Annotated in this window: 27 protein-coding genes; 15 read left to right on the plus strand and 12 right to left on the minus strand. The window is 50.8% G+C overall.

The annotated features are described in order from the left end of the window. Positions 1-98: 98 nt before the first annotated feature. The 5 genes from KNP87_RS15795 (at position 99) to KNP87_RS15815 (ending at position 5139) form a co-directional block, all read left to right on the plus strand. Positions 99-1475, plus strand: a complete 1377-nt coding sequence (locus tag KNP87_RS15795) for a PepSY-associated TM helix domain-containing protein (protein ID WP_251135658.1) — start codon at positions 99-101, stop codon at positions 1473-1475. Beyond that, entirely contained in the window at positions 1468-1956 is a 489-nt protein-coding gene (locus tag KNP87_RS15800; RefSeq protein ID WP_214722256.1) for a FixH family protein, read from the plus strand. Before KNP87_RS15795 ends, KNP87_RS15800 begins: the two co-directional genes overlap by 8 nt. Positions 1957-2125: 169 nt before the next feature. Next, a complete protein-coding gene (locus KNP87_RS15805) occupies positions 2126-3499 on the plus strand; it encodes a copper amine oxidase (protein WP_214722257.1) in 1374 nt (457 codons plus the stop codon). 69 nt (positions 3500-3568) lie between these two features. Continuing rightward, positions 3569-4126 (plus strand): copper resistance CopC family protein, encoded by a 558-nt coding sequence (locus tag KNP87_RS15810; protein WP_214722258.1) that lies wholly within the window; start codon positions 3569-3571, stop codon positions 4124-4126. Continuing rightward, the gene (locus KNP87_RS15815; protein ID WP_214722259.1) at positions 4123-5139 is read left to right on the plus strand and encodes a CopD family protein; all 1017 of its coding nucleotides are present in this window, start codon (positions 4123-4125) and stop codon (positions 5137-5139) included. Before KNP87_RS15810 ends, KNP87_RS15815 begins: the two co-directional genes overlap by 4 nt. Before the next feature lie 44 nt (positions 5140-5183). Here KNP87_RS15815 and KNP87_RS15820 read toward each other — a convergent pair whose 3' ends face one another. The 4 genes from KNP87_RS15820 to KNP87_RS15835 form a co-directional block, all read right to left on the minus strand. Beyond that, positions 5184-6974, minus strand: a complete 1791-nt coding sequence (locus tag KNP87_RS15820) for an acyltransferase family protein (RefSeq protein ID WP_214722260.1) — start codon at positions 6972-6974, stop codon at positions 5184-5186. A 137-nt stretch (positions 6975-7111) separates the two neighbouring features. Beyond that, the gene (locus KNP87_RS15825; RefSeq protein WP_214722261.1) at positions 7112-8473 is read right to left on the minus strand and encodes a sensor histidine kinase; all 1362 of its coding nucleotides are present in this window, start codon (positions 8471-8473) and stop codon (positions 7112-7114) included. Then, positions 8470-9159 (minus strand): response regulator transcription factor, encoded by a 690-nt coding sequence (locus KNP87_RS15830; protein WP_028107114.1) that lies wholly within the window; start codon positions 9157-9159, stop codon positions 8470-8472. Before KNP87_RS15830 ends, KNP87_RS15825 begins: the two co-directional genes overlap by 4 nt. Next, positions 9144-9710 carry a class I SAM-dependent methyltransferase gene (locus tag KNP87_RS15835; protein WP_214722262.1) on the minus strand — a complete coding sequence of 189 codons (567 nt, stop codon included), beginning with the start codon at positions 9708-9710 and terminating at the stop codon, positions 9144-9146. Before KNP87_RS15835 ends, KNP87_RS15830 begins: the two co-directional genes overlap by 16 nt. A gap of 167 nt (positions 9711-9877) precedes the next feature. Here KNP87_RS15835 and KNP87_RS15840 point away from each other — a divergent pair, with 167 nt between their 5' ends. Genes KNP87_RS15840 through KNP87_RS15850 form a run of 3 tightly spaced genes read left to right on the plus strand, consistent with a single transcriptional unit; the run spans position 9878 to position 12302 of the window. Then, a complete protein-coding gene (locus KNP87_RS15840) occupies positions 9878-10930 on the plus strand; it encodes a bifunctional transcriptional activator/DNA repair enzyme AdaA (protein ID WP_214722263.1) in 1053 nt (350 codons plus the stop codon). After that, entirely contained in the window at positions 10927-11979 is a 1053-nt protein-coding gene (locus tag KNP87_RS15845) for a DNA alkylation repair protein (RefSeq protein WP_214722264.1), read from the plus strand. Before KNP87_RS15840 ends, KNP87_RS15845 begins: the two co-directional genes overlap by 4 nt. Next, positions 11976-12302, plus strand: a complete 327-nt coding sequence (locus KNP87_RS15850) for a hypothetical protein (protein WP_214722265.1) — start codon at positions 11976-11978, stop codon at positions 12300-12302. The genes KNP87_RS15845 and KNP87_RS15850 overlap by 4 nt, the downstream gene beginning before the upstream one ends. A gap of 214 nt (positions 12303-12516) precedes the next feature. Here KNP87_RS15850 and KNP87_RS15855 read toward each other — a convergent pair whose 3' ends face one another. Together KNP87_RS15855 and KNP87_RS15860 are read right to left on the minus strand one after the other, a co-directional pair. Next, positions 12517-12813: a hypothetical protein gene (locus KNP87_RS15855; RefSeq protein WP_119923945.1), complete on the minus strand. Its 297-nt coding sequence runs from the start codon at positions 12811-12813 to the stop codon at positions 12517-12519. Then, on the minus strand, positions 12810-13394 hold the full coding sequence (locus tag KNP87_RS15860) for a DEAD/DEAH box helicase family protein (protein WP_028107109.1): 585 nt from the start codon (positions 13392-13394) through the stop codon (positions 12810-12812). Before KNP87_RS15860 ends, KNP87_RS15855 begins: the two co-directional genes overlap by 4 nt. Before the next feature lie 136 nt (positions 13395-13530). Between KNP87_RS15860 and KNP87_RS15865 the strand changes: the two genes are divergently transcribed. After that, complete coding sequence (locus KNP87_RS15865) at positions 13531-14055, plus strand: NUMOD4 domain-containing protein (RefSeq protein WP_214722266.1); 525 nt, start codon at positions 13531-13533, stop codon at positions 14053-14055. Between the two features lie 44 nt (positions 14056-14099). Here the strand turns inward: KNP87_RS15865 and KNP87_RS15870 are convergent, their stop codons facing one another. Both KNP87_RS15870 and KNP87_RS15875 read right to left on the minus strand, forming a co-directional pair. Beyond that, entirely contained in the window at positions 14100-15755 is a 1656-nt protein-coding gene (locus KNP87_RS15870) for a methyl-accepting chemotaxis protein (protein ID WP_214722267.1), read from the minus strand. A gap of 118 nt (positions 15756-15873) precedes the next feature. Continuing rightward, complete coding sequence (locus tag KNP87_RS15875; RefSeq protein ID WP_214722268.1) at positions 15874-16059, minus strand: hypothetical protein; 186 nt, start codon at positions 16057-16059, stop codon at positions 15874-15876. A 159-nt stretch (positions 16060-16218) separates the two neighbouring features. Between KNP87_RS15875 and KNP87_RS15880 the strand changes: the two genes are divergently transcribed. Beyond that, a complete protein-coding gene (locus KNP87_RS15880; protein ID WP_214722269.1) occupies positions 16219-17304 on the plus strand; it encodes a GGDEF domain-containing protein in 1086 nt (361 codons plus the stop codon). 57 nt (positions 17305-17361) lie between these two features. On the opposite strand, the gene KNP87_RS15885 is transcribed toward KNP87_RS15880, so the two are convergent. The 3 genes from KNP87_RS15885 to KNP87_RS15895 form a co-directional block, all read right to left on the minus strand. Beyond that, entirely contained in the window at positions 17362-18351 is a 990-nt protein-coding gene (locus KNP87_RS15885; RefSeq protein ID WP_214722270.1) for a DNA/RNA non-specific endonuclease, read from the minus strand. Positions 18352-18539: 188 nt separating this feature from the next. After that, complete coding sequence (locus tag KNP87_RS15890; RefSeq protein WP_214722271.1) at positions 18540-18950, minus strand: NUDIX hydrolase; 411 nt, start codon at positions 18948-18950, stop codon at positions 18540-18542. Further along, a complete protein-coding gene (locus KNP87_RS15895) occupies positions 18935-19603 on the minus strand; it encodes a Type 1 glutamine amidotransferase-like domain-containing protein (RefSeq protein WP_214722272.1) in 669 nt (222 codons plus the stop codon). Before KNP87_RS15895 ends, KNP87_RS15890 begins: the two co-directional genes overlap by 16 nt. A 144-nt stretch (positions 19604-19747) precedes the next feature. Between KNP87_RS15895 and KNP87_RS15900 the strand changes: the two genes are divergently transcribed. From KNP87_RS15900 to KNP87_RS15910, 3 genes are read left to right on the plus strand one after another with little or no spacing between them, the layout of a single operon-like run. Further along, on the plus strand, positions 19748-20125 hold the full coding sequence (locus KNP87_RS15900; protein ID WP_214722273.1) for a hypothetical protein: 378 nt from the start codon (positions 19748-19750) through the stop codon (positions 20123-20125). Beyond that, positions 20122-20502, plus strand: coding sequence for a hypothetical protein (locus KNP87_RS15905; protein ID WP_214722274.1), 381 nt, complete (start codon positions 20122-20124; stop codon positions 20500-20502). Before KNP87_RS15900 ends, KNP87_RS15905 begins: the two co-directional genes overlap by 4 nt. Positions 20503-20519: 17 nt before the next feature. Then, a complete protein-coding gene (locus KNP87_RS15910; RefSeq protein WP_214722275.1) occupies positions 20520-20786 on the plus strand; it encodes a hypothetical protein in 267 nt (88 codons plus the stop codon). A gap of 36 nt (positions 20787-20822) precedes the next feature. Here the strand turns inward: KNP87_RS15910 and KNP87_RS15915 are convergent, their stop codons facing one another. Next, positions 20823-21212: a RidA family protein gene (locus KNP87_RS15915; RefSeq protein ID WP_214722276.1), complete on the minus strand. Its 390-nt coding sequence runs from the start codon at positions 21210-21212 to the stop codon at positions 20823-20825. Between the two features lie 110 nt (positions 21213-21322). On the opposite strand from KNP87_RS15915, the gene KNP87_RS15920 reads away from it, so the two are divergent. Together KNP87_RS15920 and KNP87_RS15925 are read left to right on the plus strand one after the other, a co-directional pair. After that, entirely contained in the window at positions 21323-21646 is a 324-nt protein-coding gene (locus KNP87_RS15920; RefSeq protein WP_214722277.1) for a nucleoside triphosphate pyrophosphohydrolase, read from the plus strand. After that, entirely contained in the window at positions 21643-23988 is a 2346-nt protein-coding gene (locus KNP87_RS15925; RefSeq protein ID WP_214722278.1) for a DEAD/DEAH box helicase family protein, read from the plus strand. The genes KNP87_RS15920 and KNP87_RS15925 overlap by 4 nt, the downstream gene beginning before the upstream one ends. Positions 23989-24149: the final 161 nt, after the last annotated feature.

Consider the following 24149-nt stretch of genomic DNA (forward strand, 5'->3'; position numbering starts at 1 on the left):
CTACCGCCTCATGTTCTTTTGTTTCGTCATCGCGTGCGCTAAACTAGGTAAGTTACTGAAATATTAATGTCAGGAATCGAGGAAAGTACATGAATCAAATGGAACCTACGGAATCATCGACGCAAGCCAAGTCGGCGAAACAGACAGCGTCTTCTTTCTACCGAACGGTTTGGCGGTGGCATTTCTATGCCGGGATTATAATTGCACCGTTCCTTGTCATGCTGGCTGTGACCGGATCGATTTATTTATTCAAACCGCAAATCGAACAGAACTTATATCAACACTATTATGAGGTCACACCGCAAGACGAACGGATATCGGCGACAGAACAAATCAATGCCGTCAAAGCGAATTATCCGGACGCAAGCATCACAACATATCGGCCGGGAGAATCTGACGAACGGTCCAGTGAAGTGAAGATTGCGACAGCTGATGCGTCAGCAACCGTGTTCGTCAACCCCTATACTGGGAGAATCATCGGCGAATTGGCGGATGACGACCGGATCATGAATAAGGTGGAAGAGATTCATGGTGAGTTGATGGCCGGAACGATTGGTGACCGCATCGTCGAACTGGTCGCGTGTTGGGCAATCGTCTTGATCGTGACAGGATTGTTCTTGTGGTTCCCGCGCAAGAAAACAACCGGTTGGTCAGGTGTCTTCATTCCACGCGTGCGGCAAGGGAAAAAGATATTCCGGCGCGACTTGCATGCCGTCCCGGCGTTTTGGATTACGGCCGGAATGCTGTTTCTGATCTTGACGGGTCTTCCATGGTCCGGCTTTTGGGGTACTAACTTCCAGTCGCTTGCGACCAACCAAGGGCTCGGTTATCCGCCATCGATCTGGGGAGGCGAGGCACCGGTGTCAGCCGTTCAAACGAAAGATGTGGCGGAAGTTCCTTGGGCGGCGGAGACGCTCGATGTGCCGAAATCAAACGTCGAAGGGTTGGTTCCGGCGTCGATTGACGACATCGTGTCGATTGCGAAACAACAAGGCATGGATCCGAGCTATGCCATCAGTATTCCAAACGATCCGACAGGGGTGTATACATTGTCGGCTTATCCGGCGAAAGCGGAGGACGAAGCGACGATCCATCTCGATCAATACTCAGGTGCTGTCTTGGCAGACTATCGTTTTGACAACTACGGTCTTGTCGGCAAAGCCGTTGCGCTCGGAATTACTTTGCATAAAGGAACGGAATTTGGTTTGATCAATCAGTTGATCAGTTTGTTGATTTGTCTCGGGATTATTTTGGTAGCTGTCAGTGGATTTTATTTATGGTTGAAACGTAAACCAAGTAAGGGAACAGGAGCACCCAAAGGACCACCGGCGAAATCGGTCAAGTGGTTTATCCTCGTGTTGATTCTGCTGGGCATTCTGTTCCCGCTCGTCGGTCTGTCGTTGATTATCGTTTGGTTGGTTGATTTCCTGATCATTCGACGGATTCCGGCTGTCAGGAGGTTTTTAAATGCGTAAACACGTAATTGGACTGGGCGTATTCATCAGTATCGTATCGGGCAGTGCTTTAGCCGGATGTACGGTGGCACCGGATGCGGCAGATCAGTACGCGGTCGCTGAGCCGCTTTCGGTACAGCTAGAACTGCCGAAAAACAAGCAGCCGGATCAAGAAGGGGAAAGTCACACATTCAAAGCGACGGTCTGGCAAAATGAAAAACAACTCAGTCAGGTCGACTTTGTTCACTTCGAGATTTGGAAGGCGGACGGGACGCTGACATACAGTATGGAACCGGCTGAAACAGAAAAAAACGGGGTTTACTCCATTCAAAAAGCGTTGCCGAAATCAGGACTGTATTATGTGAAGGTTCATGCGGGTGTTGACAGTACGATGATCATGCCGACAAAACAGTTTATCATCGGTGAACTTTCGAAGGCAGACCTTAAAATGTTACAAGACGGCGTGCAACCGGAAAACGGGAACAGCGGTCATCATCACTAAGGAAAAAGCATCTTTCTGCGCTCATGCAGAAAGGTGTTTTTTTAGTTGGAATTCGTGAATAGTTTGGGATTAAAAATATTTTTAATAAAAAATGTAAAAAAAGAAAACTATTTGTGAACTTCTTACGTTATCTGTGTGTAGTCCAAAAAAATAAAGGGGTGTTCACAAGATGAAGATGAAAAAGTCGTATCTCGCCGTCCCACTCAGTGCCGCATTATTGATTCCAGCAGCAGGCGTCAGTGCCCATGGTCATGAAGATCACAGTAAGATGTCGCACAGCTCAGGTAAAGTGTCTCTGGATGTCTCTTCTCCCGCATCGGATTTGCGAGCGACGCTTGATCAGCTTTTATCTGAACACGCGTTTTTAGCGGTCGTCGCGATGCAAAAAGGCATCGACGGAAAAGAAGACTTCGAACAAGCAGCAGGTGCCTTAAACCAAAACACGGATGACTTATCCGCCGCTGTCGGATCCGTCTATGGGGATGAGGCAGGCGAAGCCTTCAAAGAAATTTGGTCGAGCCACATCGGTTACTTCGTCGATTACGTCAAAGCGACTGGTGCCAAGGATGAAGACGCTAAACAAAAAGCGTTAAAAGAACTTGATGAATACCGCGTCGAACAAGCCGCTTTCCTCGACAAGGCAACGGAAGGCCGCCTGAAAGCAGCGGATTTAGAAGGTGGATTAAAAGTTCACATCACGCAATTGCTGACATCGTTTGACAGCTATGTCGCCGGTGATTATGACGCCGCCTACAGCAATCTCCGCATCGCCATCGAGCATATGTACATGGTGGGAGAAGGCTTATCCGGTGCCATCGTCGATCAATACCCGGACAAATTCAAAAATACGAAAGTCGATACACCAGCGGCTGACCTTCGTGCCGGCTTAAACCGAAACTTCTCGGAACACGCCGCACTGGCCGTTCTGGCAATGCAAAAAGGGATAGACGGAGCAAAAGACTTCGACGCAGCAGCAGGAGCGCTTGGTGAGAACACGGACGATCTGACAGCATCGATCGGTTCCGTCTACGGCAGCGAAGCGGCACAAGAGTTCAAGAAAATTTGGTCGAGCCACATCGGTTACTTCGTCGATTATGTCAAAGCGACCGGTGCAAAAGACGAGGAAGCACGCGACATGGCCGTTCAGGAACTGGATGAGTACCGCGTCGAACAAGCCGCCTTCTTGGATGCAGCAACAGAAGGACGCCTGAAGTCGAAAGACTTGGAAGAAGGACTCAAGGTTCACATCGATCAACTGTTACTGGCGTTCAACAGCTACAATGAAAAAGATTACGACAAAACGTACCCGGCGATCCGTGAAGCCTACGGTCATATGTACGGTGTCGGTGAAGGCACAGCAACCGCAATCGTCGATCAGTTCCCGGATAAATTCAAAGGCGCACCAGCCGGTATGCCGAATACGGGTCTTGGTGGAGCAGCTGAAGCACAATCTTCAGCCGGCATCCTCTGGTCATTACTCGGAATCGCGGCTGCGTCCATCCTCGGATTCTTCGGACTTCGTGGACGTCGTTCACAACACTAATCGGACAACCGAACCCGCTGGAAACAGCGGGTCTTTTTCTACACATTTTCTGTAAAGGAGGAGTTTAGGATGAAGATCAAATGGTTGATGTTGCTCGTTCTCATCGTGTTCGTCGTTCAACCGTTTTCGGTTTCAGCTCACACGAGTCTAACGAATTCCAATCCGGAAGAGGGAGCCGTCTTAAAAGAAAACGTGGAACGGATCCGCCTGACCTTTGATGCACCGATTGAAAAAACAAGCACACTCGAACTGAAGACAGCCGAAGGAGGAACCGTTCCCCTGGAAAAACCGTTGATCATCGGGAATGAATTAAGTGCTGTCTTGAAGCAGGAACTTGAGCAAGGCACCTACTTGATTACCTGGAAGTTGATTTCCGAAGATGGTCATCCGGTCGAAGGAACGATTCGTTTTGAAGCGAAGCCGGCGACGGAAGAAACCGTTCAACCGGAAGAAGCCGAACCAACCGTCGACACCGAACAGGCGAGCATCGTCCCGACGGAATCAACGGAATCGACGGAATCCGTCAAACCGGGTCTCGTTCCGACCGTCTTACCGTGGGTCGTTGCAGGACTCGTCCTGGCAATCGTCGCGACCCTGTTATTACTCCGTCGCCGCAAACGGTCATGATCGGCATCGTCAGCGAACTGCTCGTCTACCTCGGCGGGGCGCTGTGGGCGGGACGACTCGTGTTTCTATTTGTCGCACCGGATAAAAAACCATCCCTGGGTGCACTCGACGGACTGGTACTCGTTGCCTTGATCAGCATCGTCATCGGAACCAGTCTGCCGCTCGGACGGGTGTTTGACTATTTCCGTCACGAGCTCGACTTGCCGGTGCGAGACGCCTTGCGCGCCAGTCTGTTTGACGTCCGGATCGGGCACTATTTTTTACTGGTTTATTTTTCAGTGCTGATGGCAATCATCATCGTGTGTATAAAACGACTTGTTTTCATCAAACGATGGCTGCTTGTTGGCTTAACGATTCCGTTGTTTTTCGGAATTGCCGGCACCAGTCATGCGGCAGCCAAACACGGCGTACCGGGTCTGATGCTGCAGACCGGTCATTTTAGTCTGATGGCGCTTTGGATTGGCGTGGTGCTCGTTGTGGGATGGGGTGCCCGGGATGCGGCAAATTGGTCGGCCTTTTTACGCTGGTTCAGTCCATTGGCGCAAGTGCTCTTTGTCGGTGTTGTCGTGACGGGCTTCTTTTTGATGCGTCCGAGCATACCAATCAGCGAATACCGCAATGTATGGAATCTGCCGTACGGGCAAGCGCTATTGCTGAAACACCTCTTGCTCATCCCGTTGCTCGGTTATGCCTTTATCAACGGAACGCTCGTCAAGCGACGTCTTCAGAAAACAGAACCGTTTGATCCGCGGCTCGGTCTGCGCTTCGAAAGTGTCATGATTTTCGGCGTATTTTTGGCAAGTGCAACACTCAGTAATTTAGAGCAGCCGGTCTTACCACTGATTGAAGCGGAAACGTGGTTGTGGTCAAACGGGCTTGTCCTTGCTCTTGGAATCAGCTCTGTCTTTCTGTTGGTGTTCACGTACCAAAAACGTTTACCGCTGGTGCTCGGCTGCCTGTTCAGTCTGCTCGGTGTCAGTCTGCTCTACATCGGACTCGTTTATACGCTCTAAAACAGCCACCTTCTCGACTGACGGAGAATGGTGGCTGTGTTGTGTCATTTTGTTGTAGTCGCACACCCGGTCGCTTTCGCGAGCAGCTTCGAGTAGGCGCGGGCACCTTTGATGTTCAAGTGGACGCCGTCCTGTTCGAAGTAGGACGGATGTTTGACGGCAACGGCATGCCAATCAATGAGCGTCACCCGTTTGCGTTCAGCGGCTTGCTTCAGCATCGTGTTGACCTCTTGCTCCCACGGACGCGGCACCCGTGTCGTCACCAGGTACACCTGATCGGCATTGGCGAACCGGTCGAGTAATTCCTCTAACTGTTCGGGACGGAAACTGCCGTTTGTCCCGAGGTGGAGGAGGACTCGATGGTCGGTGTGATTGTACGCCGCATACTTCGTGCTGAGCGGAATGGCTTCCCGGAGCTGACGTCCGAGCTTGGCGTTAATCGTCACTTGCTGAAGCGTACTGCCGAGGTAATCTTCAACCCCGAGCAGCACCGAGTCGCCGATCGCAAGCGTCGGCCGGCACATCGACCGTGTACGTTTCTCCGACACCGGGTTTGCCGGCTTTTTGACAAGTGCCGGTTTCGAATGCGGCGCCGCGACTGTCGGAATCGATTGTTGAGCCGATTCTTCCGATACGGCAAGAATCGATAAATTCCCGATGAAGCTGAGGAGAAGCAGACTGGCAAGGGAAACAGAGACCCACTTCGTCCGGGAAAACTGCCGGAAGGTCCGCGGATGAATCTGAAATTGCCGGATGTATCCAAGCAGACCAAGCCGGCGGACCGGACGTTCGATGAACTGATAGGACAGTTCTGTCACGACGATCAGGATTATGAGAATCCCGAGACTCCGGAGCCAGGAAAATGTTCCGATTTGTTCAACGGGCGTCAACAAGGTGATCAGCGGGAAATGCCACAGATATAGACCATACGACCGTTTACCGACGGCAATCAGCCACTGGGCTGCGAACAACCGGCTCCAAAAAGACGCCGGATGAGCAACGACGGCGATCAGTAACGCTGCAAGGACAGCGACGAATACAAACCCGCCATAATACAGAAAACGACCGTACTCGCTTGTCACGAGCATCAGCACAACAAGCAGCGGAACAATCACGGCACCGGTCATGTTCAATAACCGGACACCCCGTGACGGAATCTCTTTCTTAAACCGTTCCGGTCGCCAGGCGAAGGCAAGCAGACTGCCGATCAACAAGGCAAACAACCGGGTATCGGTCCCGTAGTAAACACGGCTTGGATCCGCACCCGGCGTAAACAGAATCGCCATCAGGAGTGCGGACAGCAGGGCAAGGAGTCCGATTCCCCGGAGCAACAGCCGTTTTGATCCGAGTCCAAAACTGAGCACGATCGGAAATATCAAGTAAAACTGTTCCTCGATCGCAAGCGACCACAGGTTTTGAATCGGCGACGGTTTGCCGAACGATTCGAAATAAGAGACGTCATGGATGATATACCACCAGTTCGTCGTATACAACAGAGCCGCCACGCTGTCCTGGCGAAGCGAATGCAACAAGTCCCGTTCAAACAACGTGACATAACTGAGGACAAGCACAAGCAGGACGAACAGAGGCGGGAACAACCGGCGGAACCGGTGCACCCAAAACCGTTTTAAGTCGATGCGACCTGTCTGTTGCCACTCACTGAGCAACAAGCCGGTAATCAAGTAACCCGACAGGACAAAAAACACATCCACGCCGAGAAATCCGCCGGTCAGCATCGGTACCGAAAGATGGTATAAAATGACAGCGATAACGGCGAACGCGCGCAGACCATCGAGTCCGGGCATATATGTGGTCGAACGATTGAATGATTTCATAAGTAAGGAACTCCTTCATAGCTGTGCCTAAAGAATGACATTCTCTAGTGTATCGAATTCCATTTCCGAAGGAGTGTCGAACCAGTAACAACCAAAAAAGATGAACTCAACTTTTGTGAGTTCATCCTGTACCGTCATCACTCTTTATAAGCATCCGGCAAGACAATCGAGACGATAAACCGGTTTTGTTCCGACGTTAGTTGCATCGTCCCGTTGTGCCGGGCAACGATTTGTTCGATGATCGACAGGCCAATGCCGGATCCACCATTGGACCGTGACATGTCGGACGTGACGAAAGGGGTTGCCAGCTCCGTGAGTTGATGTGGCGTTAAGGTCTCCGCGATAGCATTGGAGCAACGGAAGGTCAAGTGACCGTTTTCTTGAAGCACTTCAAAAGATAGATCACCCGTTCCGTGAAGCGTCGCATTCCGCACAAGATTTTCAATCAAGCGCCGCAACAGGTTGGGATCAGCCTGAACAGTCAGATGAGCCGGTCCCGCGTATTGATAGGTCGTTTCCGGATGTTGTTCAGCGACCTGATGCAGGAGCGTCACGAAATCCAGTGACGTCATGTGCACCGGATAATCTTTATTCGACAATTTTGCGAGCATGAACAGCTCATCGATTCGTGAGGCGAGCGTCTCCGATTGCCGGCTGACGATTGCCAGCACATCGGTCCGTTCCTGATCGGATAATGTCGTGTGATGTTCAGACAACCACTGAACGAATCCTTGAATCGATGTCAGGGGGGTTCGCAGATCGTGTGACAGACTGGTAATCAGGCGGAGTTGTTCCGTAAAACGTTCCTGCTCGTTTCGTCGGAGGACATCCAGTTCATCGCCAACCCGTTCAATCGAATGGGCAAAGGTTTTGAACTCACGTGGTCCTTTGACCGGACGCAGCGGACTGACGGCGTGGTCCGGTTCGACGAGCCGTTCGAGCCGTGTCTCGAGTTGGCGGAACAGACCGGCGATCCAGCGGGTCATGCCAAATAAAAATAAGATGAACAAACCTAATTGTAGAAAGAAAAACGCTGTTGAATTGCCGACCTGGTATTGATTCAGGCGGGGCGTGACCGTTTCGATGGAAAGAAAATAACCGGGTGAGCTTTCACCGAGGTTAATCGCCTGCATATGATGCAACGTCCGCACGTCCGATTCGTCAGATGGGTCCCGTTCACCCGGCGTTTGCGCGGCTAATAAGCGACTCGGGGTCATCGTCCGCGGAAAGTCGGGTGAGGCGTCGACCCGTGTCCCGTTGGACCGATAGACGGCCCACTCATAATCACCGTTCGGAGTCTGACCGGATTCGTAGCGTTTGATATCGCGTTCGACCCGCTGCGTGATGTCCTGTTCCGTCGGATAATAATAACGGGGGACGTTTTTTGTTCCGAGCGGGAGTTGACTCGCAATCAACCAGGCCAATGCCGTACTCAGAAACGCTGCGGCCAACAACAGAACCGTCATCCAGGAAGTCAGTTTGAAGCGGAAGCGTCTCATGGCTCGACCTTGTAGCCGACGCCCCAAACGGTTTGGAGGTGACGCGGCTCTTTCGGCACGTCCTCGATTTTTTCTCGTAACTTATGAATCAGAACCATAACGGCATTGGTCGCAGAACCGAGCGCTTCCTCCTGCCAAATCCGTTCGTACAATTCATCGGCTGAAAAAACGCGGCGCGGATGGTTCAGTAAAAGCGCCAGGCAGTCAAACTCCCGGCGTGTCAACGCTAAGGGAATCGTTTCTTTTAAGATGACCCGCTCCTCCTGACGTAAGGTGAAGGGACCGACTTGCAGGCTGCTTGCCGATAGCGGGACTTGATACTGGGCGACCCGGCGGAGCATCGCCTTGATCCGGGCGATGACTTCGAGCGGATTAAACGGTTTCCCGATGTAGTCATCGGCACCGAACGTCAGCCCTTGGATTTTATCGAGATCCTCCTGTTTTGCCGTCAGCATCAGGACCGGGAAGGTATAGTTCGCTTGCCGGATGGCTTGGACGGTCGAAAAGCCGTCCCGGACCGGCATCATGACATCAAGCACCATCAGATCGATCGGCTGTTGCTGAACAAGTGCAAGGGCCTCTTCGCCGTTGGCGGCTTCGAGAATCAGATAATTTTCGTTTTGCAGATACAGTCGCAACAATTGCCGGATATCGGCTTCATCATCGACGATTAAGATTGTGGGCACGGGGGATCCTCCTTTTGGACACCTTCGAAGACATAGGCGGGCGGCATGTTTTGCAGTGTGTAAGAATAACTGTGCTCAAAGAAATACCGGCGGAATGTCTTGAAATGGAGTTTGGTATATTGAAAGGCGATGAAATGACCGCCTGGTTGCAACAGGGTCTGGAAGGTTTCGAGCAAGTCATGGCGTAACGGAAGCGGGAACGAAGCGAACGGTAAGCCGCTGACCAGGACACCGGCCTGATGATGCCACTCTTCCGGACAGTTTTGAATGTCGCCGATGAACAGTTCGACGTTTGTCTCATCAGCTAACAGCTTCGCCAAGGCTTCTTGAAACACCGGATTTTGTTCACAAATCAATAAAGTCGTTTCCGGGTGTCGCGCGCGCAATAAGGCTTGGGTAATCGCCCCGTCACCGGCACCGACTTCGACGATGACGGCTGGCCGGTCAGCGACCGCCCGCTGCGCCATCATGTTCGCTAACCGGGAACTGCTTGGGGCAATCGCGCCGATTGTTTTCGGGGATTGGATGGCTTCTTTCAAAAAATCAAACATGCGAAACCTACTTTCTTCTTGAGTATACCATCGATGATACAGGGCATATCTTTCACAAACAGGAGAGTTTTCTTAAGTTTGTCTTAAGAAAAAATCCATGCCTGATTTTCGGCGACATGCAGGGTGGTAAACTCGGTATACTGAGGAAAAGAAGGGGAGGGCATGAGATGAATACCTTACCGGAAACGGATTATTATGCAGCACTCGTCCGCCGCGACAGCTCGTACGAAGGGACGTTTTTTGTCGGAGTCAAGACGACGGGAATCTTTTGCCGGCCGACCTGTCCGGCGCGGAAGCCGAAGCAGGAGAATTGCGAATTTTTTGAGACGGCAAAAGAGGCGCTACTTGCCTCCTACCGTCCGTGTTTACGCTGTAAACCACTGGCCTATCCCGGTGACAGTGAGGTCATCAGCCGCTTGGTTGCCGCCGTCGAAGCGAGTCCTGAGAAACGGTTCAAAGATGCCGACTTCCGGGAACTGGGGCTCGATGCCTCGACCGCCCGGCGGCAGTTCAAGAAACGGTTCGGGATGACGTTCGTCGAATACGCCCGGTCCCGTCGAATGGGCCTTGCGATGAAAGAAATCCGGAAGGGGCAACCGGTCATCGAGGCGCAACTGGCGAGCGGCTATGAATCGAGCAGCGGTTTTCGCGATGCGTTTGCCCGCATCATGGGCGAGACACCGAAACGATGGGACGGAACATACCTTCAAGCGAAGTGGCTCGATACGCCGCTCGGACCGATGTTGGCGATTGCCGACGAACAAGGACTGCACTTACTCGAGTTTGTCGATCGTCGCGGACTCGAACGGGAAGTGGAACGGTTGCGGCTCGCAGCCCGTGCCGTCATCATTCCCGGTGAGACACCGGTGTTTGAGCAGGTGACGGCTGAACTGGACGCGTACTTTGCGGGAATGCTTGACCGGTTCGAAGTTCCGCTCGTTCTGTACGGGACACCGTTCCAAAGACAGGTCTGGGAACAGTTGCAACAGATTCCTGCGGGTGAGACGATTTCCTATCAGGAACTGGCCGTCCGCATCGGGAATCCGGCAGCCGTCCGTGCTGTCGCCCGGGCAAACGGCGCCAATCAACTGGCACTGATCATTCCGTGTCACCGGGTCATCCGCTTGACGGGCGATCTCGGCGGATATGCCGGCGGCTTGGCACGAAAGGCGGCCTTATTAAAATTAGAACGGACGAAGAGAGGATTGAATCACATATGAGTTTGATTAAAGATGTGTTTACACCAGACTGGTTGCACCGATTAGGGGAGGCAGTGCAGGCACCGGACTTTAGAGATATCGTGCAACAAGGAGACTGGGAGGAGCTGGCGTTTAAGCAACGGGTCCGCCGGATTGCAACTGAGCTTAACCGTTATTTGCCGGCTGATTTTGAGCAAGCAGCGACGCACCTTGAAACGATTGCGCCGGAGTTTCCGGGACTGCCGGGCATCGTTTTTCCGGACTATATCGAAGTTTATGCGCCGAGTGATGCCTGGGACCGGGCAATGGTAGCACTGGAACGGTTGACCCGGCACTCGACGTCGGAGTTTGCCGTCCGGCGGTTCCTGCTCGAAGATCAAGAGCGGTTTTTAAAACTCGCCGTCCGGTGGAGTCAGTCGAGTGACGAGCACGTCCGGCGCCTGGCGTCAGAAGGAACCCGTCCGCGCCTGCCGTGGGGACAACGGATACCGGCATTGATTGCTGATCCGCGTCCGGTCCTGCCGATTTTAGATGATTTGTTGCAGGACGAGGCGCTTTACGTCCGCAAAAGTGTCGCCAATCATTTAAACGATATCGCGAAGACCCATCCGGAACTCGTCATCGAACGGTTGGAACAGCTTGGGACTCATCCGCATACGGACTGGATTTTACGGCATGCCTCACGGACACTCCTGAAACAGGGACATCCGGACGTCTTGAAGGCGTTTGGTCTCGTCACGCGGGGAACGGTGACGGTCGACGAACTGACGGTGACACCCACATTACCGATTGGCGGGGGGCTGACGTTTACCTTTGCCCTTGCGACAACCGAACCGCAAGTCCTGCGAATTGAATATGCGATCGACTATGTCAAAAAGCGGGGGACGAGTCAAAAGGTCTTTCGGATCAGTGAACGGCAAGTGATTGGACGGGAGACGTTTACGAAACGGCAGTCGTTCCGGAACTTGACGACGCGGGTCCATTATCCGGGTACGCACCAGCTGACGATTCTGATTAACGGTGAAGCCTACGCGACGGCAGCTTTTGACGTAGAGGAGGAAACAGAATGAACGGTCGCCATCCGGACTTTACGACGTCCCGCCTGCACATTGAAGCAGCAGATACGACAGACGGTTGTGTCTGGACACTGCAGACACGGGAGAGACAACAGATTGCGACGATTCAGTTCAGCGGTCAGCAACTCAGTTATGACGCAATTGATCCGACCGATCGAGCAGGCTATATCGAAGAAGCGTTGACGGTTATCGTCGCGTATCTCGCCCGGACGTTGTTATTGCCGTTCGTAATCGGACAGGACGGAGAAGCAACGGTTTGGCTCCGAAATGGGTTTCATGCGGACGGACCGGTCTTTCGGCGTGACTTGATGCATTGAATGATAAAAAAATCGTCTTTCCTCCACTCGCTTTTCTCAGGCGGAACGCAAGCCGCGGTCGTCCTCGGACGACCGGGTCTCGCCTGTTCCTGACGGAAGCACGCTTCCTTTTCCTGTAGAAGTCGAGTGGAGTCGACGATTCTTTTGAATAAACAAAAATAAAACCGTCTCTTCAGAAAACGTGCTTCTGAAGAGACGGTTTTTCGTGTCCGGATTACGGTTCTGAGATGCCGTTTGCGAGCAACAACAAAAAGGTGATGACCGATAACGACAGCAAAAAGGCAATGTTCGCGAAGACACTGAACCATTTGACGTAGTTATTGGTCGACCGGAGACCAAGCACCAGCGAAACGATATACCCGAGTCCGACCAAGATGTTGAGACCGATCGGTACCCACAGGCTGAGATTCGGGAAAAACCGTCCGCTCAGTAAATAGGACGTCAACATATTAAACAGCAGCAAACCGAGCGTCAAGAAGACTGGAAAATACGTCTGCTTGGATTGGTTCATCGTTCGACCAGATTCGTTGACCAGTTAAAGTGTCGACAAATCGTCTCGGCACTTTCGCCGGCTGAACGGCCCTCGGTATCAAGCCGTAAGTAGTTCGGATACGGCAGTTCTCCCGGAAGCGAATGCGTCCGGTACTGTTCAGCGGTTTCAAGTAAGTTGGCTTCCGACGCAGCGATGTCCCGTTTTGTGAACTTGTGGAGTAAACGGTTCTCGGTCTGGTTTCGGGCCAGACGGGTCGACAGTTCGGCTTCCAGTTCAACGATGAAGACTTCGGCACCGGCTTCTTCAAACAGTTGAACGGTCTCTTCGATGAATTCGATGCCGCCGTCTTCGACGCCAAACAAGCATAAAAACGTAAAAATCACCCCTTCGAGATCACTGACCGCCATTTCCTTGAACATTTCCCGCCGGATCAAGTCCTTCAGTTTATGATGCGCCGGTTTCGTGAAATCAAAATACGGATGCAACAGGTCGATCGTCTGATGGTTGTGGAATAATTTCATGCCCGTTTTTTGTTCGAGTTCCTGACCAATCGTCATTTTGCCGACCGCTTGCGGACCAAGTAATAGTACAAACTTCATCCTGACACCTCTTCCTTTTTTTGTTAATACTAGCACAGAAAAACAGAGTGTCCATATTAGAACGTTTGTTCGTTAAATGGTATAATGGCAGTAGGGAATGTTGTCGTTTTAGGACCGAATGGAGGTCGTTGATTATATGGAACATTGGAAGGCAGTACAGGGCTATGCAGGCATGTATCAAGTCTCAACATCAGGGAACGTCCGGTCGCTCGACCGGATCATCGAGACGAGTCGTGGTGTTAAACAACGGCGGCAAGGTGTCGTGTTGCGCCCGCGAATCAATCAAGAAGGTTACCGGAAAGTGACGTTGTACAAACAAGGACGGGGGGAACGGTTTTATATTGCCGAGCTTGTCGCTAAGGCGTTTCTCGATTCCGAGGCCACGCACGACCGGATTATCCGGGCGGACGGTGATCGCGTAAACGATCAGATTGATAATCTGACCGTCAAACCGTCGACGAGTCAAGCGTACGCGTCGCTCCTTGACGAGTTCGACTTGTTATTGACGCAACATGTTGAATTATCGCCTCGACAGATTCGGGAGATTCGGAGTCGCTATCAAACCGGGCTTTCGATTCGCCGGTTGGCGTTGACGTATCAGGTGACGGAAAACCGGATTCGCAACATCATCGACAAAAAGGAAGCCCAGTATATTAGTTAAACAACAAACAGACTCTGTGCTTGAGGCACGGGGTCTGTTTGTCTTTAATGAGACGGACCACCGATTGTCTGGTTGAGGGACTCGATTTGTTCGCCGATGATGTGACCATGCTGTTTCAATTCCTGTTGGCGGGCACTGTTGGCTTGCATGTTTGCTTCAAGGGATTGACTGTAGTGGGTCAGTTCAAACAGAATCGTTTCAATCAGTTGGAAGTGTTCCCGAATCCGCGGTTGGACCGAATAGACGAGCGACCGATCCGTCTCGACCTGGACGAGCGCGGCTTCAATCTGTTCCGCGTTATCCAAAACGGAAGCAATCCGTCGGGTGCTCTGTTCAAGCTGTTCGTGTGTCGTCTCGATCTGATTCGTCATCTCGACAACATCTTGTTCAATCTGCCCGATGCTGTCCGTCAAATCCCGGTTTGCCTGGTTGATGTGATTGATGCTCCGTTTGATGTCGAGCGCAAGTGACTCGACCTCCTTGGCGACGATGACGAAACCGCGGCCTTCTTCGCCTGCCCGCGTAGCTTCGATCAAGGCATTCAGCGATAAGCGGCGTGTCGCTTCCGCCACCTGTTGGATGTAGCGGATTGAGGCGTGCATTTGTTGATTGCGTTCCGTCGCCTCGTCCAGTGACTGGGATGTATGGACGGACAGTGTCCGCAACAGCGTCGTATCCTGTTGCAACGACTCGAGAATCCGATGACTCGTTGTCGCTTCTTCAGTAAAGGCGCTGACCCGTTGATGGCTCGTCTGGATTGATCCGTCCATCGTCGCGAGTGCGTCGATCGAGGTCGTCAACAGTTGACCCGATTCGCTGATGATCTGTTCCATCTGCGTCGACTGGTCCGTCAATGACGTCGCCACTTGATGGACGGCGAGGACGGATTCATCAATCGAGGCGAGTTGGGACGAAAAACCGGGTTGAGTCGCCTCCAGTCGTTCACTCGCAATGGCGATTTCTTGTGTCAGACTGCCGACTTGTTGCATCAGTTGGTTGTATTGGTGCGTCAATTGCTGTAATTCAAACGTCGTCGTCTTGATGCTGATCGGCTGATAGGTGCGTCGTGCATAGGCCTCTTCAATCTTTAAGGACAAGACGGACAGCGGAGCCAGTTGTTTTTTGATACGGGCCCGGATCAGCAGACTGACAAAACAGAGGACAACAATCCCAAGGATACCTAACTTCATCGCCAGTGCCTTGGCAGGGGCGACCAACCGTTCCTGATCGACCGATAAAAACAGGACATCGTTCACTTCGGGAATCGACATCGCGAGAACGAACCGGTCGTTGCTCGTAAATGTCGTCACGCGTGCTTGCTTTAATTGTTGCGTCACGTCTTTTTTCTGTTGCGCCGTCAACGTCAACGGTTGAAGGGCTACGTTTTTGGTTGCAAGCGACTGAATCGCTGCATCGTACTCGTCCCGTGCCATATCAGCGAGCTGTTGATTTTTTAAACGTTTGATGGCGCGTGTCCGTTCCTGTTCGTCTTCCGGATACGCTAAGTAGATGGAGCGGATATTTGCATCGAGCATCGTCATTTCGCGTTCGAGCCGTTCGCTGACGGACTTTGTCGACGCGCGGTAGAGTTCTTCAACGCTTAAGGCACTGATCAGTAACAGTCCCATCGCGACGATTGGGATCAGCCAGTTGTTTAATTGTTGGGCCAATAATCTTTTTTTCTGTGTAGGTTGCTTCATTCGTTTTATCGCCTCCATGCTTCCTATCGGGAAGTGGGGCGGTAGATTTTATGAAGGACATGTAGTGTTCTTGTAAAGGTTCAGCCCACAAAAAAAGGACATCCGAGGATGTCCGCTGTCAGCCGGCATGCGGCAGGTAAGTCGAGACGAAACTGGTCGTCATTTGGAGCAGCTGTTGTGTTTCTTCTTTTGGTTCGGATGTGACATAAATAATCAGGGCAGCGGCGACGGCAACAAAGATGATGATGACGAGAACAACAAAAAACGGCATCTTACTTTTACGTTTTTCTTCTTTCATATCCATAACAATAATCCCCCTTATCCAAAATAAGCAAAGCCTGTATGGAATGTTTCCCTCGTTGCAGAAATGGAAACCTTTGGTTGCTTGAAAAAGGACTTAAATCATCCGATAGAGAACTGTACAGAGTATGAAGTTTGTCAGTCGAAGGGGTGTCAGGGTGCCATGTTGAGTCAGTTTAATCAGTTTCTGTTGAATTTTTCATTGTTGATTACATCGCTCTTGTTTGCGTTTTTACCGCTTCGGCATACGGAACGGATTTCACCGGCATCCCCACTTCGGATCCGGTTAATTGTTGGTGTGATTGCCGGTTTGATTGGTGGATTATTAGTCCTGAACAGTATTACTTATGACGGGGCAAAAATTGATTTACGACTCGTTGCGCTTGTGACGGCGTTTTATTATGGCGGCTGGGTCAGTGGCGGTATCACGACAGTCGCGATCATTGGTGCCCGCTTCATCATTACACCACCCGGCGCCTATGACGGATTAATTTTGACGACATTAATTTGTATGGCGTTACTCGTTACTGCCAGTATTTACCGTCGGTTTGCGTCGCATACGCTCAAGGATTACTTGATTTTGATTGGCATCGGCATCGGATATAGTTTACCGGCACTCTATTTATTGACGGAAACGTTCACCCGGTTTCTTGAGATCTCACTTGTCTACATCATCTTCATTCTGCTTGGCGGCTACGTCACGTACCGCTTCCTGCAGGAGTTGCGGAAACATTTCCAGTTCGTCCAGACGCAACAGGAACTGGCGTTGACCGACGGACTGACGAATCTCGCCAATCGACGGAAGCTCGACGAGACGTTGGCGCATTACGACCAACACGGTTATGCGTTCTCCGTCCTGATCGTCGATATCGATTTCTTCAAATCGGTCAATGATACATACGGCCATGACGGCGGTGACGTCGTCTTACGTCAATTGAGTCATCTGTTGCAACACTGTAGTCCCGATGAAGCACTCGTTGGGCGGTATGGCGGGGAAGAGTTTGTTGTCTTGTTGCCGGACATGCCGCTTAAAGAAGCCGTCCGGCTCGGGGAGACGATTCGCCTGGCCTGCGCCGATCAACATTTTGTCTTCAGTACGTATCCGGCATTTCATGTCACGTTATCAATCGGGGCGGCCTCGTCGGATCAAGGCGAGACATCGTTTGAAGTCGTCCAAAAGGCCGATCAGTCCCTTTATCAAGCGAAACAGACGGGTCGGAACAAGGTCGTCGGTTACAGTGATGAATAATCCAACACCAACAGGCGGGCTCCTCGGAGTCCGCCTGTTTCATGTTGCACGTAAAATTTATTCCCCGACCATCCCGTCATGGTCATTGTCCCGCATATGGGGATAGAGCCAATGGTCATCCGTGATCGGCATAGCGAAACCGGCGTCCTTCGCCTCTTGGATCGTGACTTGTCCGTTGCCGTCGGTGTCGACAGTTGAGACATCACCCGTGTCCGGAGCAGGCGCCGTTTCAACAGCGTCTTCTGCTGTCTCATCCTCGTCTTCTGTCAAACCGAGTGCGGCATTGACTTCATCCGGATTCACATTGTCGAAGTCATCGACGATGACATTGCCCTTTAACGTGTACGTGTACTGATAATGGGACGGAATTTGCGTCTTGGTATCGGGGTAGGTGATGATCGCCTCAAAATCCGTCACCTCGCCGGCCTGGCGGATACTGTTCTCCATATAGGCTTGATCGCCGTGGCGGTTGAGCGTGCTGTCCTGCGGCGTGATGTTGTAGGCGTTCGAGACACCACCGAGCGAATCGGCAATGACATGTCCTTCGTCTAACTGAGGACTTTCGACACCCGGAACCTTCGCTTCGTCCGAATAATAGCGACCGGATGATGTCACGTCTTCCGTCTCCTGCTGGAGCGTGATTTTTTTAGCGGTGACTTTAACGAGTTGTGCGTGTTCATTCGTGAAGGCCCAGTACTCGCGTTCGCCAAAACCGATGTTCACGACGACATTGGGTTCCCGGTCGCCGGACAGGTCGCCGCCATCGACTTCAATGGGTGTATAGCCGGGGAACGACTCGTTCTCGGAAGAGACGGTCGACTTGTTTTCCTGAACCGATTCCGTTGCTTCTGCCTCGGCAGTTTCTGCGGAAGCGGTATCAGCAGGTGTTGTCTCTTGCTGTTTTTCTTCGGTCTTCTCTGCGGCAGACGTTTCTTGAGACACCGGTGGGTCGACCTTTGGTGTCGGCGCAGATGATTCTTCCGCAGCACAACCTGTCAAAAGCAGGGCGGCTAACGGTAAAGCAAAATAAGTAAAGGATGATTTCATCAGTGGACTCCTCGCGTGTCATGACATACTTGTCCATTGTAGAAATCTTCCAGTCCGAATACAAGGTGATTTTTAATATCTAACTAATTTCAATATATCGTAAGACACCTTTCGGAGAAATCGCCATAAAAAACACGCCACGATACGTGACGTGAGAAGAATCTTATGCCTCATAATGCACCTCTTCTTCAAACGAAGGCAAGTTGTTGAAAAATCTGATGCTGTTCAAAAGCAGTTAAGATGCTTGGCGCAATCTGTTGCCGAATCAGCTGTTCATCGGCCCATGAGTAGGCGTCATGCTCTTCCGATAACGTTACACTGCTGGTCACGGCTGTACAGAAGTAGACCAACAAGATGACCTGGCGATCGGGATGTGTCAGAATGCTTGAGGCATAAGCGATTTTGTCGACGGTCACCGTCAACCCCGTTTCTTCCCGGATTTCACGAATCAGACTGTCTTCCGGTTGCTCCCCAAAATCGATTTTTCCACCCGGACATTCCCACGTTCCGCCACCGGAGTCGGCAGCAGCACACTGAACGATTAAAATCCGGTTGTCGTGCCGCACGATCCCTTTGACGGCTGTTACGATGGTCGACATGTCATTTCCTCCTTTCGCTTCAGTACAACTGCTTTCGGTCCTTCTTGTTGAATCAACTGACCGTCTTGCAGGTAAATACCGGTTTGCTCGGGTAAGCCGTAGCCGAAGCGACTTTGTGTTGCTTCAAACGCCTGCAACAAGCTCGTCTCTTCCTGCCACGTATCATAGTGGACGGAAATCACGGCGTCCATTAGACCGAGTCCTTCAAGGACGAGCGCCTTGCCCGCCCGTTGATCGATCGCGGGAATCCGGCACGCGTCCGGTGTCAGTAAGGCGCCGGCGGAAAAACCGGCGACCGGAACACCGTGCTGAAACCGTTCTTGAATGAGCGCTCCGATTGGCGTCTGCACGATGAATTGTTGATACAGTTCCGTTTCCCCACCCGAGATGATGATGCCGGCGCAGGCACTCAGCTGCTCGAGTTGGTCGTCTGTTGGACTGGCGGACAACGGCAAGTGGAAAAATGCTGTTGCGCCGCAAGCAGTTAACATCTTCGTATAGATCGGCGCGTAATCGGACCAGGAGGAACCGGGACGCGGCACATACAGGAAAGCGACGGGACCTGTCCCGTTCAAACACGAGACAAACGTTTGACACAAATTCGGCGTAAACGGGGGACTACCGCCAAATAAAAAGAGGTGTTGATTGACCATGACTGCTGCCTCCTTACTCAAACTATTCTCTTAGAATAAAAGAAAATCGAAAACAAGGGTACCTGACTCTTTTTTGGGATAGGTAGAAAACGGAAAATGAATTACAATGGTAATACTAGGGAGAAAACGAAAGGGTTAAGTGAAATGATGAAAAAGCACATCAATCAGATAACATACCGGGAATCAGGCATGGGGAAAGGTCAAACGTTCACGTGGACGAAAGCAACACGGGAATTACGGTTAGAAGATGAAGAAGGAAACGTCTCGGAAGACGTTCATCTATTATCCGAGCACGAACAACTGGAACTCGAGCAATTGTTGCTACACGTCGATCTTATGCACTGGCAACCGGTTTATACGACGGAGTGCCTGATTCTCGACGGCACGGACTGGGAGATCAGGTGGAGTGGTCCAAATGGAGAGGGGACGTCTCGAGGCAGTAATGCTTTTCCGGACAAGTGGGAGCTTCTTCGGGACTGGTTGTATGGACAGTTTGTAAAAAACGGGGAGGACAACAAATGAAAAAATGGTGGATCGGACTCATTGTCTTAATGGGATATTCCATCCCGTTCGTGTACTTTGCATTATTAGAAGACTTCAAGACCAGCACGTTACTCGGCTATGTCGCTTTACTTGGGATGTTTACGATACTTGCCTTTATTGGGCAGCGGTTTAGTCATCTGCTGTTTGTCGTTGTCGGTAATATCGTCTCGTATTTCGTATCGCTTTATTTTGCGAAACAGATGAGCGATTTCGGTTGGGACGGTTACTTCAAACCGTTGACGGCGGAACAACTCATTTTGCTTGTCAGTCTGTTGATGGTCATTCCGCAGTGGATTGCAGTTGTAGTTGCGATGTCACGTGAAGCGAAACAACGGATGAAGAAGCAGACGACCTAATAAGTGGAGGGGAACATATGAATGAAAGTAGTGAAGCACTTTTAGAAGCGATTATCGAGATTTTAGGGACTGGACTACAATTGGATTTGACAGAGCTTTATCAGCGTGTACGAGAGCGGAGTGATTTGGATATTTCTCGTTTTTCGACGGAAGCGGGATTAGACGCACGCATTCGAAAATTGATTTATCTTCATGCAAGTGAGTGTGAATTATATGAAGGAACTCAGGACTTGTTCTACAGTGAGACCGGAAAAGGGACAGGACGTTGGGGATTACGGAGGTAAAAAAACACGCCACCAAAAGTGACGTGTTCCAGAGTATTAGACTAACCCTAAAATCTCAACCTCGACCAAAGCACCTTTCGGTAACTCTTTGACGGCGATGCAAGATCGTGCGGGGAAGTGGTTATGTGGAGCAAAGTAATCGGAGTAAATATCATTAAACGCAGCGAAATGATCCATGCTCGTTAAGTAACACGTCGTTTTGACGACACGATCCGGTGTCAGACCCGCTTCTTTTAAGATGGCATCAACGTTTTTCATAACCTGCTCCGTCTGTTCTGTAATACTACCGGCTACCATTTCACCCGTCGCCGGATTGATCGGGATTTGACCTGAGGCATATAACGTACCGTTAGCGATGAAACCTTGCGAATAGGGACCAATCGCAGCGGGAGCGTTGGTTGTTTCGATTTTCTGGAATGAACTCATGAAAACTCCTCCTCTAATCTAAAATAAATCGTATGTATAACGTGCTATCTGCCTTGAACTATAGGATAATTTTTACAACACCATCACCATACTTACAAGGAGTGAATCTAATGCCTCTTTATCATAAATTAGTCCGGGATCAGATTCCAACTATCATTGCTCGGAACGGAAAAAAAGCAACGTTCCGGACACTTAACGAGGAAGAATTCCTCGTCGAAGCGAAACGGAAATTGCATGAAGAAGTAGCCGAATATGAAGAAGCAACGGAGACCGAAGAATTGGTCGAAGAATTGGCCGACTTATTGGAGCTGGTTCACGCGCTGGCTCGGACGCACGGGACGACACCGGAACAACTGGAAGCAATCCGGCTGACGAAACACGATAAGCGGGGCGGCTTTGATGACAAGTTGTATCTGATTGAGGTCGAAGATTGATTCCGGCAGCAAAACTGACGACACACGATTTGTATACGTCGTTGGTCGATGCCATTGACCAAGCCGATGAAGTCTATATCGTCGCCGCCTTCGCCCAACGCTCGGGTGTTGAACTGTTGTTACCGGCGTTACGTCGCGCCATCGAACGGGGCGCTGATGTTCATTTTTTGGTTGGCGACTACTTACATATTACGGACCCGGAGGCATTGGCAGAATTATTGAAACTGGATGGTCTGTCGATCCGGTTTTATCGCTCCGGCGGACGGGCGTTTCATCCGAAAGCCTATTTGTTCCGTAATGCAGAGACGGGGCTGTCGATTGTCGGCTCATCGAATATCTCCAAAAGCGCGTTTCGGACCGGTGTCGAGTGGAATCTCCATTTGCCGCAAGCTGTCGCACCGCATATCTTGGATGATGCGATTGAGGCATTCATGGATCTTTATTTAAGTGAAGCAGCTCAAGACCTGAATCCGATTGTCCTGGAAGTGTACCGGCAAGAACATGACGCACGGCAATATGTTGCGGAACCGGAAGTTGATTATGCGGAGCAACAGCTCGTCACGTCCGATGAAGTTCTGCCGCACCGGGTGCAGGAGGAAGCATTACGTGCACTCCAGGAAACAATAGAAGAAGGAAGGACACGTGCTTTGACTGTGCTTGCGACCGGACTTGGGAAAACGTATCTCAGTGCATTTTTTGCGCGTGATTTTAAGCGGGTACTGTTCCTCGCACATCAACGCGAGTTGCTGGAACAAGCGGAACGTTCGTTTAAAAAGGTCGAGCCCAATTGGCAGACGGCTTTGTATATCGGATCAGACCGCACGAACGATGAACAGACGGACGTGCTGTTTGGATCAGTCCAAACGTTATCCCAAAACCGGCATCTCGAACGGTTTGCAAAAGACCATTTTGATTTGATCATCATCGATGAGTTTCACCATGCAGCAGCTAAAAGTTATCAAAAAGTGCTGGCGCATTTTGAACCGCGTTTTTTGCTGGGACTGACAGCGACGCCGGACCGGATGGACGGAGCGGACGTCTATGCACTTTGCGACAATAACGTTGCCTTTCAAATGCACTTCACGTCAGCGATCAATGAAGGATTCCTGACACCGTTCCATTATTACGGGATTCATGACGTCATCGACTATTCGCAATTGCGGCGGATGGGACGGAAATATGATGCGATGGAACTGGAACAGGCGCAGATTGATCGGGCAGTCTCAGAAAACATCTATGCCGCCTGGTCGAAGCACCGGCAGACGAAGACGATCGGCTTTTGTTCGTCGATCCGTCAAGCCGAGTACTTAGCGCAGACGTTCCGAGAAATGGGCCATCAGGCGATTGCCTTGACCGGACAGACCGTCAATCGACGGGAACGGATTCAAGAGTTTGAGCAGGGGGCGTTAGAGATCGTCTTTACGGTCGATTTATTTAATGAAGGAGTCGACATTCCAAAAGTCGATACGTTACTGTTTTGTCGTCCGACGGAATCGATTGCAATCTACACGCAGCAAATCGGACGGGGCTTACGTTTAGCGAATGAGAAATCACATTGTGTCATCATCGATTTGATCGGCAACTATAAAAACGTCGAAACGAAGCTGATGTTGCTTGGAATAGTAAAAGACAAACTCAAGCGTGGCGATACGGAGCCGATTACGCCACCAAAGGGATGCATTATCGAGTTTGATACAGAAGCATTGAATATCATTCATCGGATGCGTCAGCCGAATCAGCGTAAACTCCGATTGATTGAGAGCTATGAACAACTGAAGCTCGATCTCGGACGTCGTCCGACTTACGTTGAAATCGGTCAATTAACAGCTGTACCGACAGGCTATAAGCAAGAGTGGGGCTCCTACGTCGGTTTCCTGAAAGAACAAGGTAAATTGACAGGTGAAGAAATCGAGACTTACGATGCTACCCGTGAACTGATTGAACAGGTCGAAAAGACGGTCATGAACCGGAGCTACAAGATGGTTGTCTTGCTGGCAATGCTCGAGCGTGGAGAAGAACGATGGATGGAACCGATTACCGCAGAGGAAGTTGCGCCGTTCTTTTATGAATATTTGCATGCGGAGAAGTATAGGGAAGTAAAGGATGCGCAAGGAAGGGCATTTGAAAATGGATACAATGAATCCAAAATAGTGGCATTGCTGAAGCAACAGCCGTTTCCGAAGATCGGGTATCCGTTTGAAACAACTAAAGACCAAAGAACATTATTTATTCAACAAGACCTTAAAATAAATAGTAGGGTATTAACAGGGTGGATAACTGATATTGTTCAATTCAGATTGAAATCATATTTTCTACGAAATATCTACAGACATAGTCAGTAAGTTCCTAATCAAAAAGCCATTTGATGACAAGTGATTGAACTGAACCCTGAATGGTGGACACTTGATAAAAGACCCCATTCGGGGTTTTTTGTGTTTAAAGAAATCGATATACTGTACCTATTCAATTTAGACGGGAGAACTATTCATGAACAGACGCACCT

The organism is Exiguobacterium sp. s192 (assembly GCF_018618795.1).
GTDB classification, from domain to species: domain Bacteria; phylum Bacillota; class Bacilli; order Exiguobacteriales; family Exiguobacteriaceae; genus Exiguobacterium_A; species Exiguobacterium_A undae.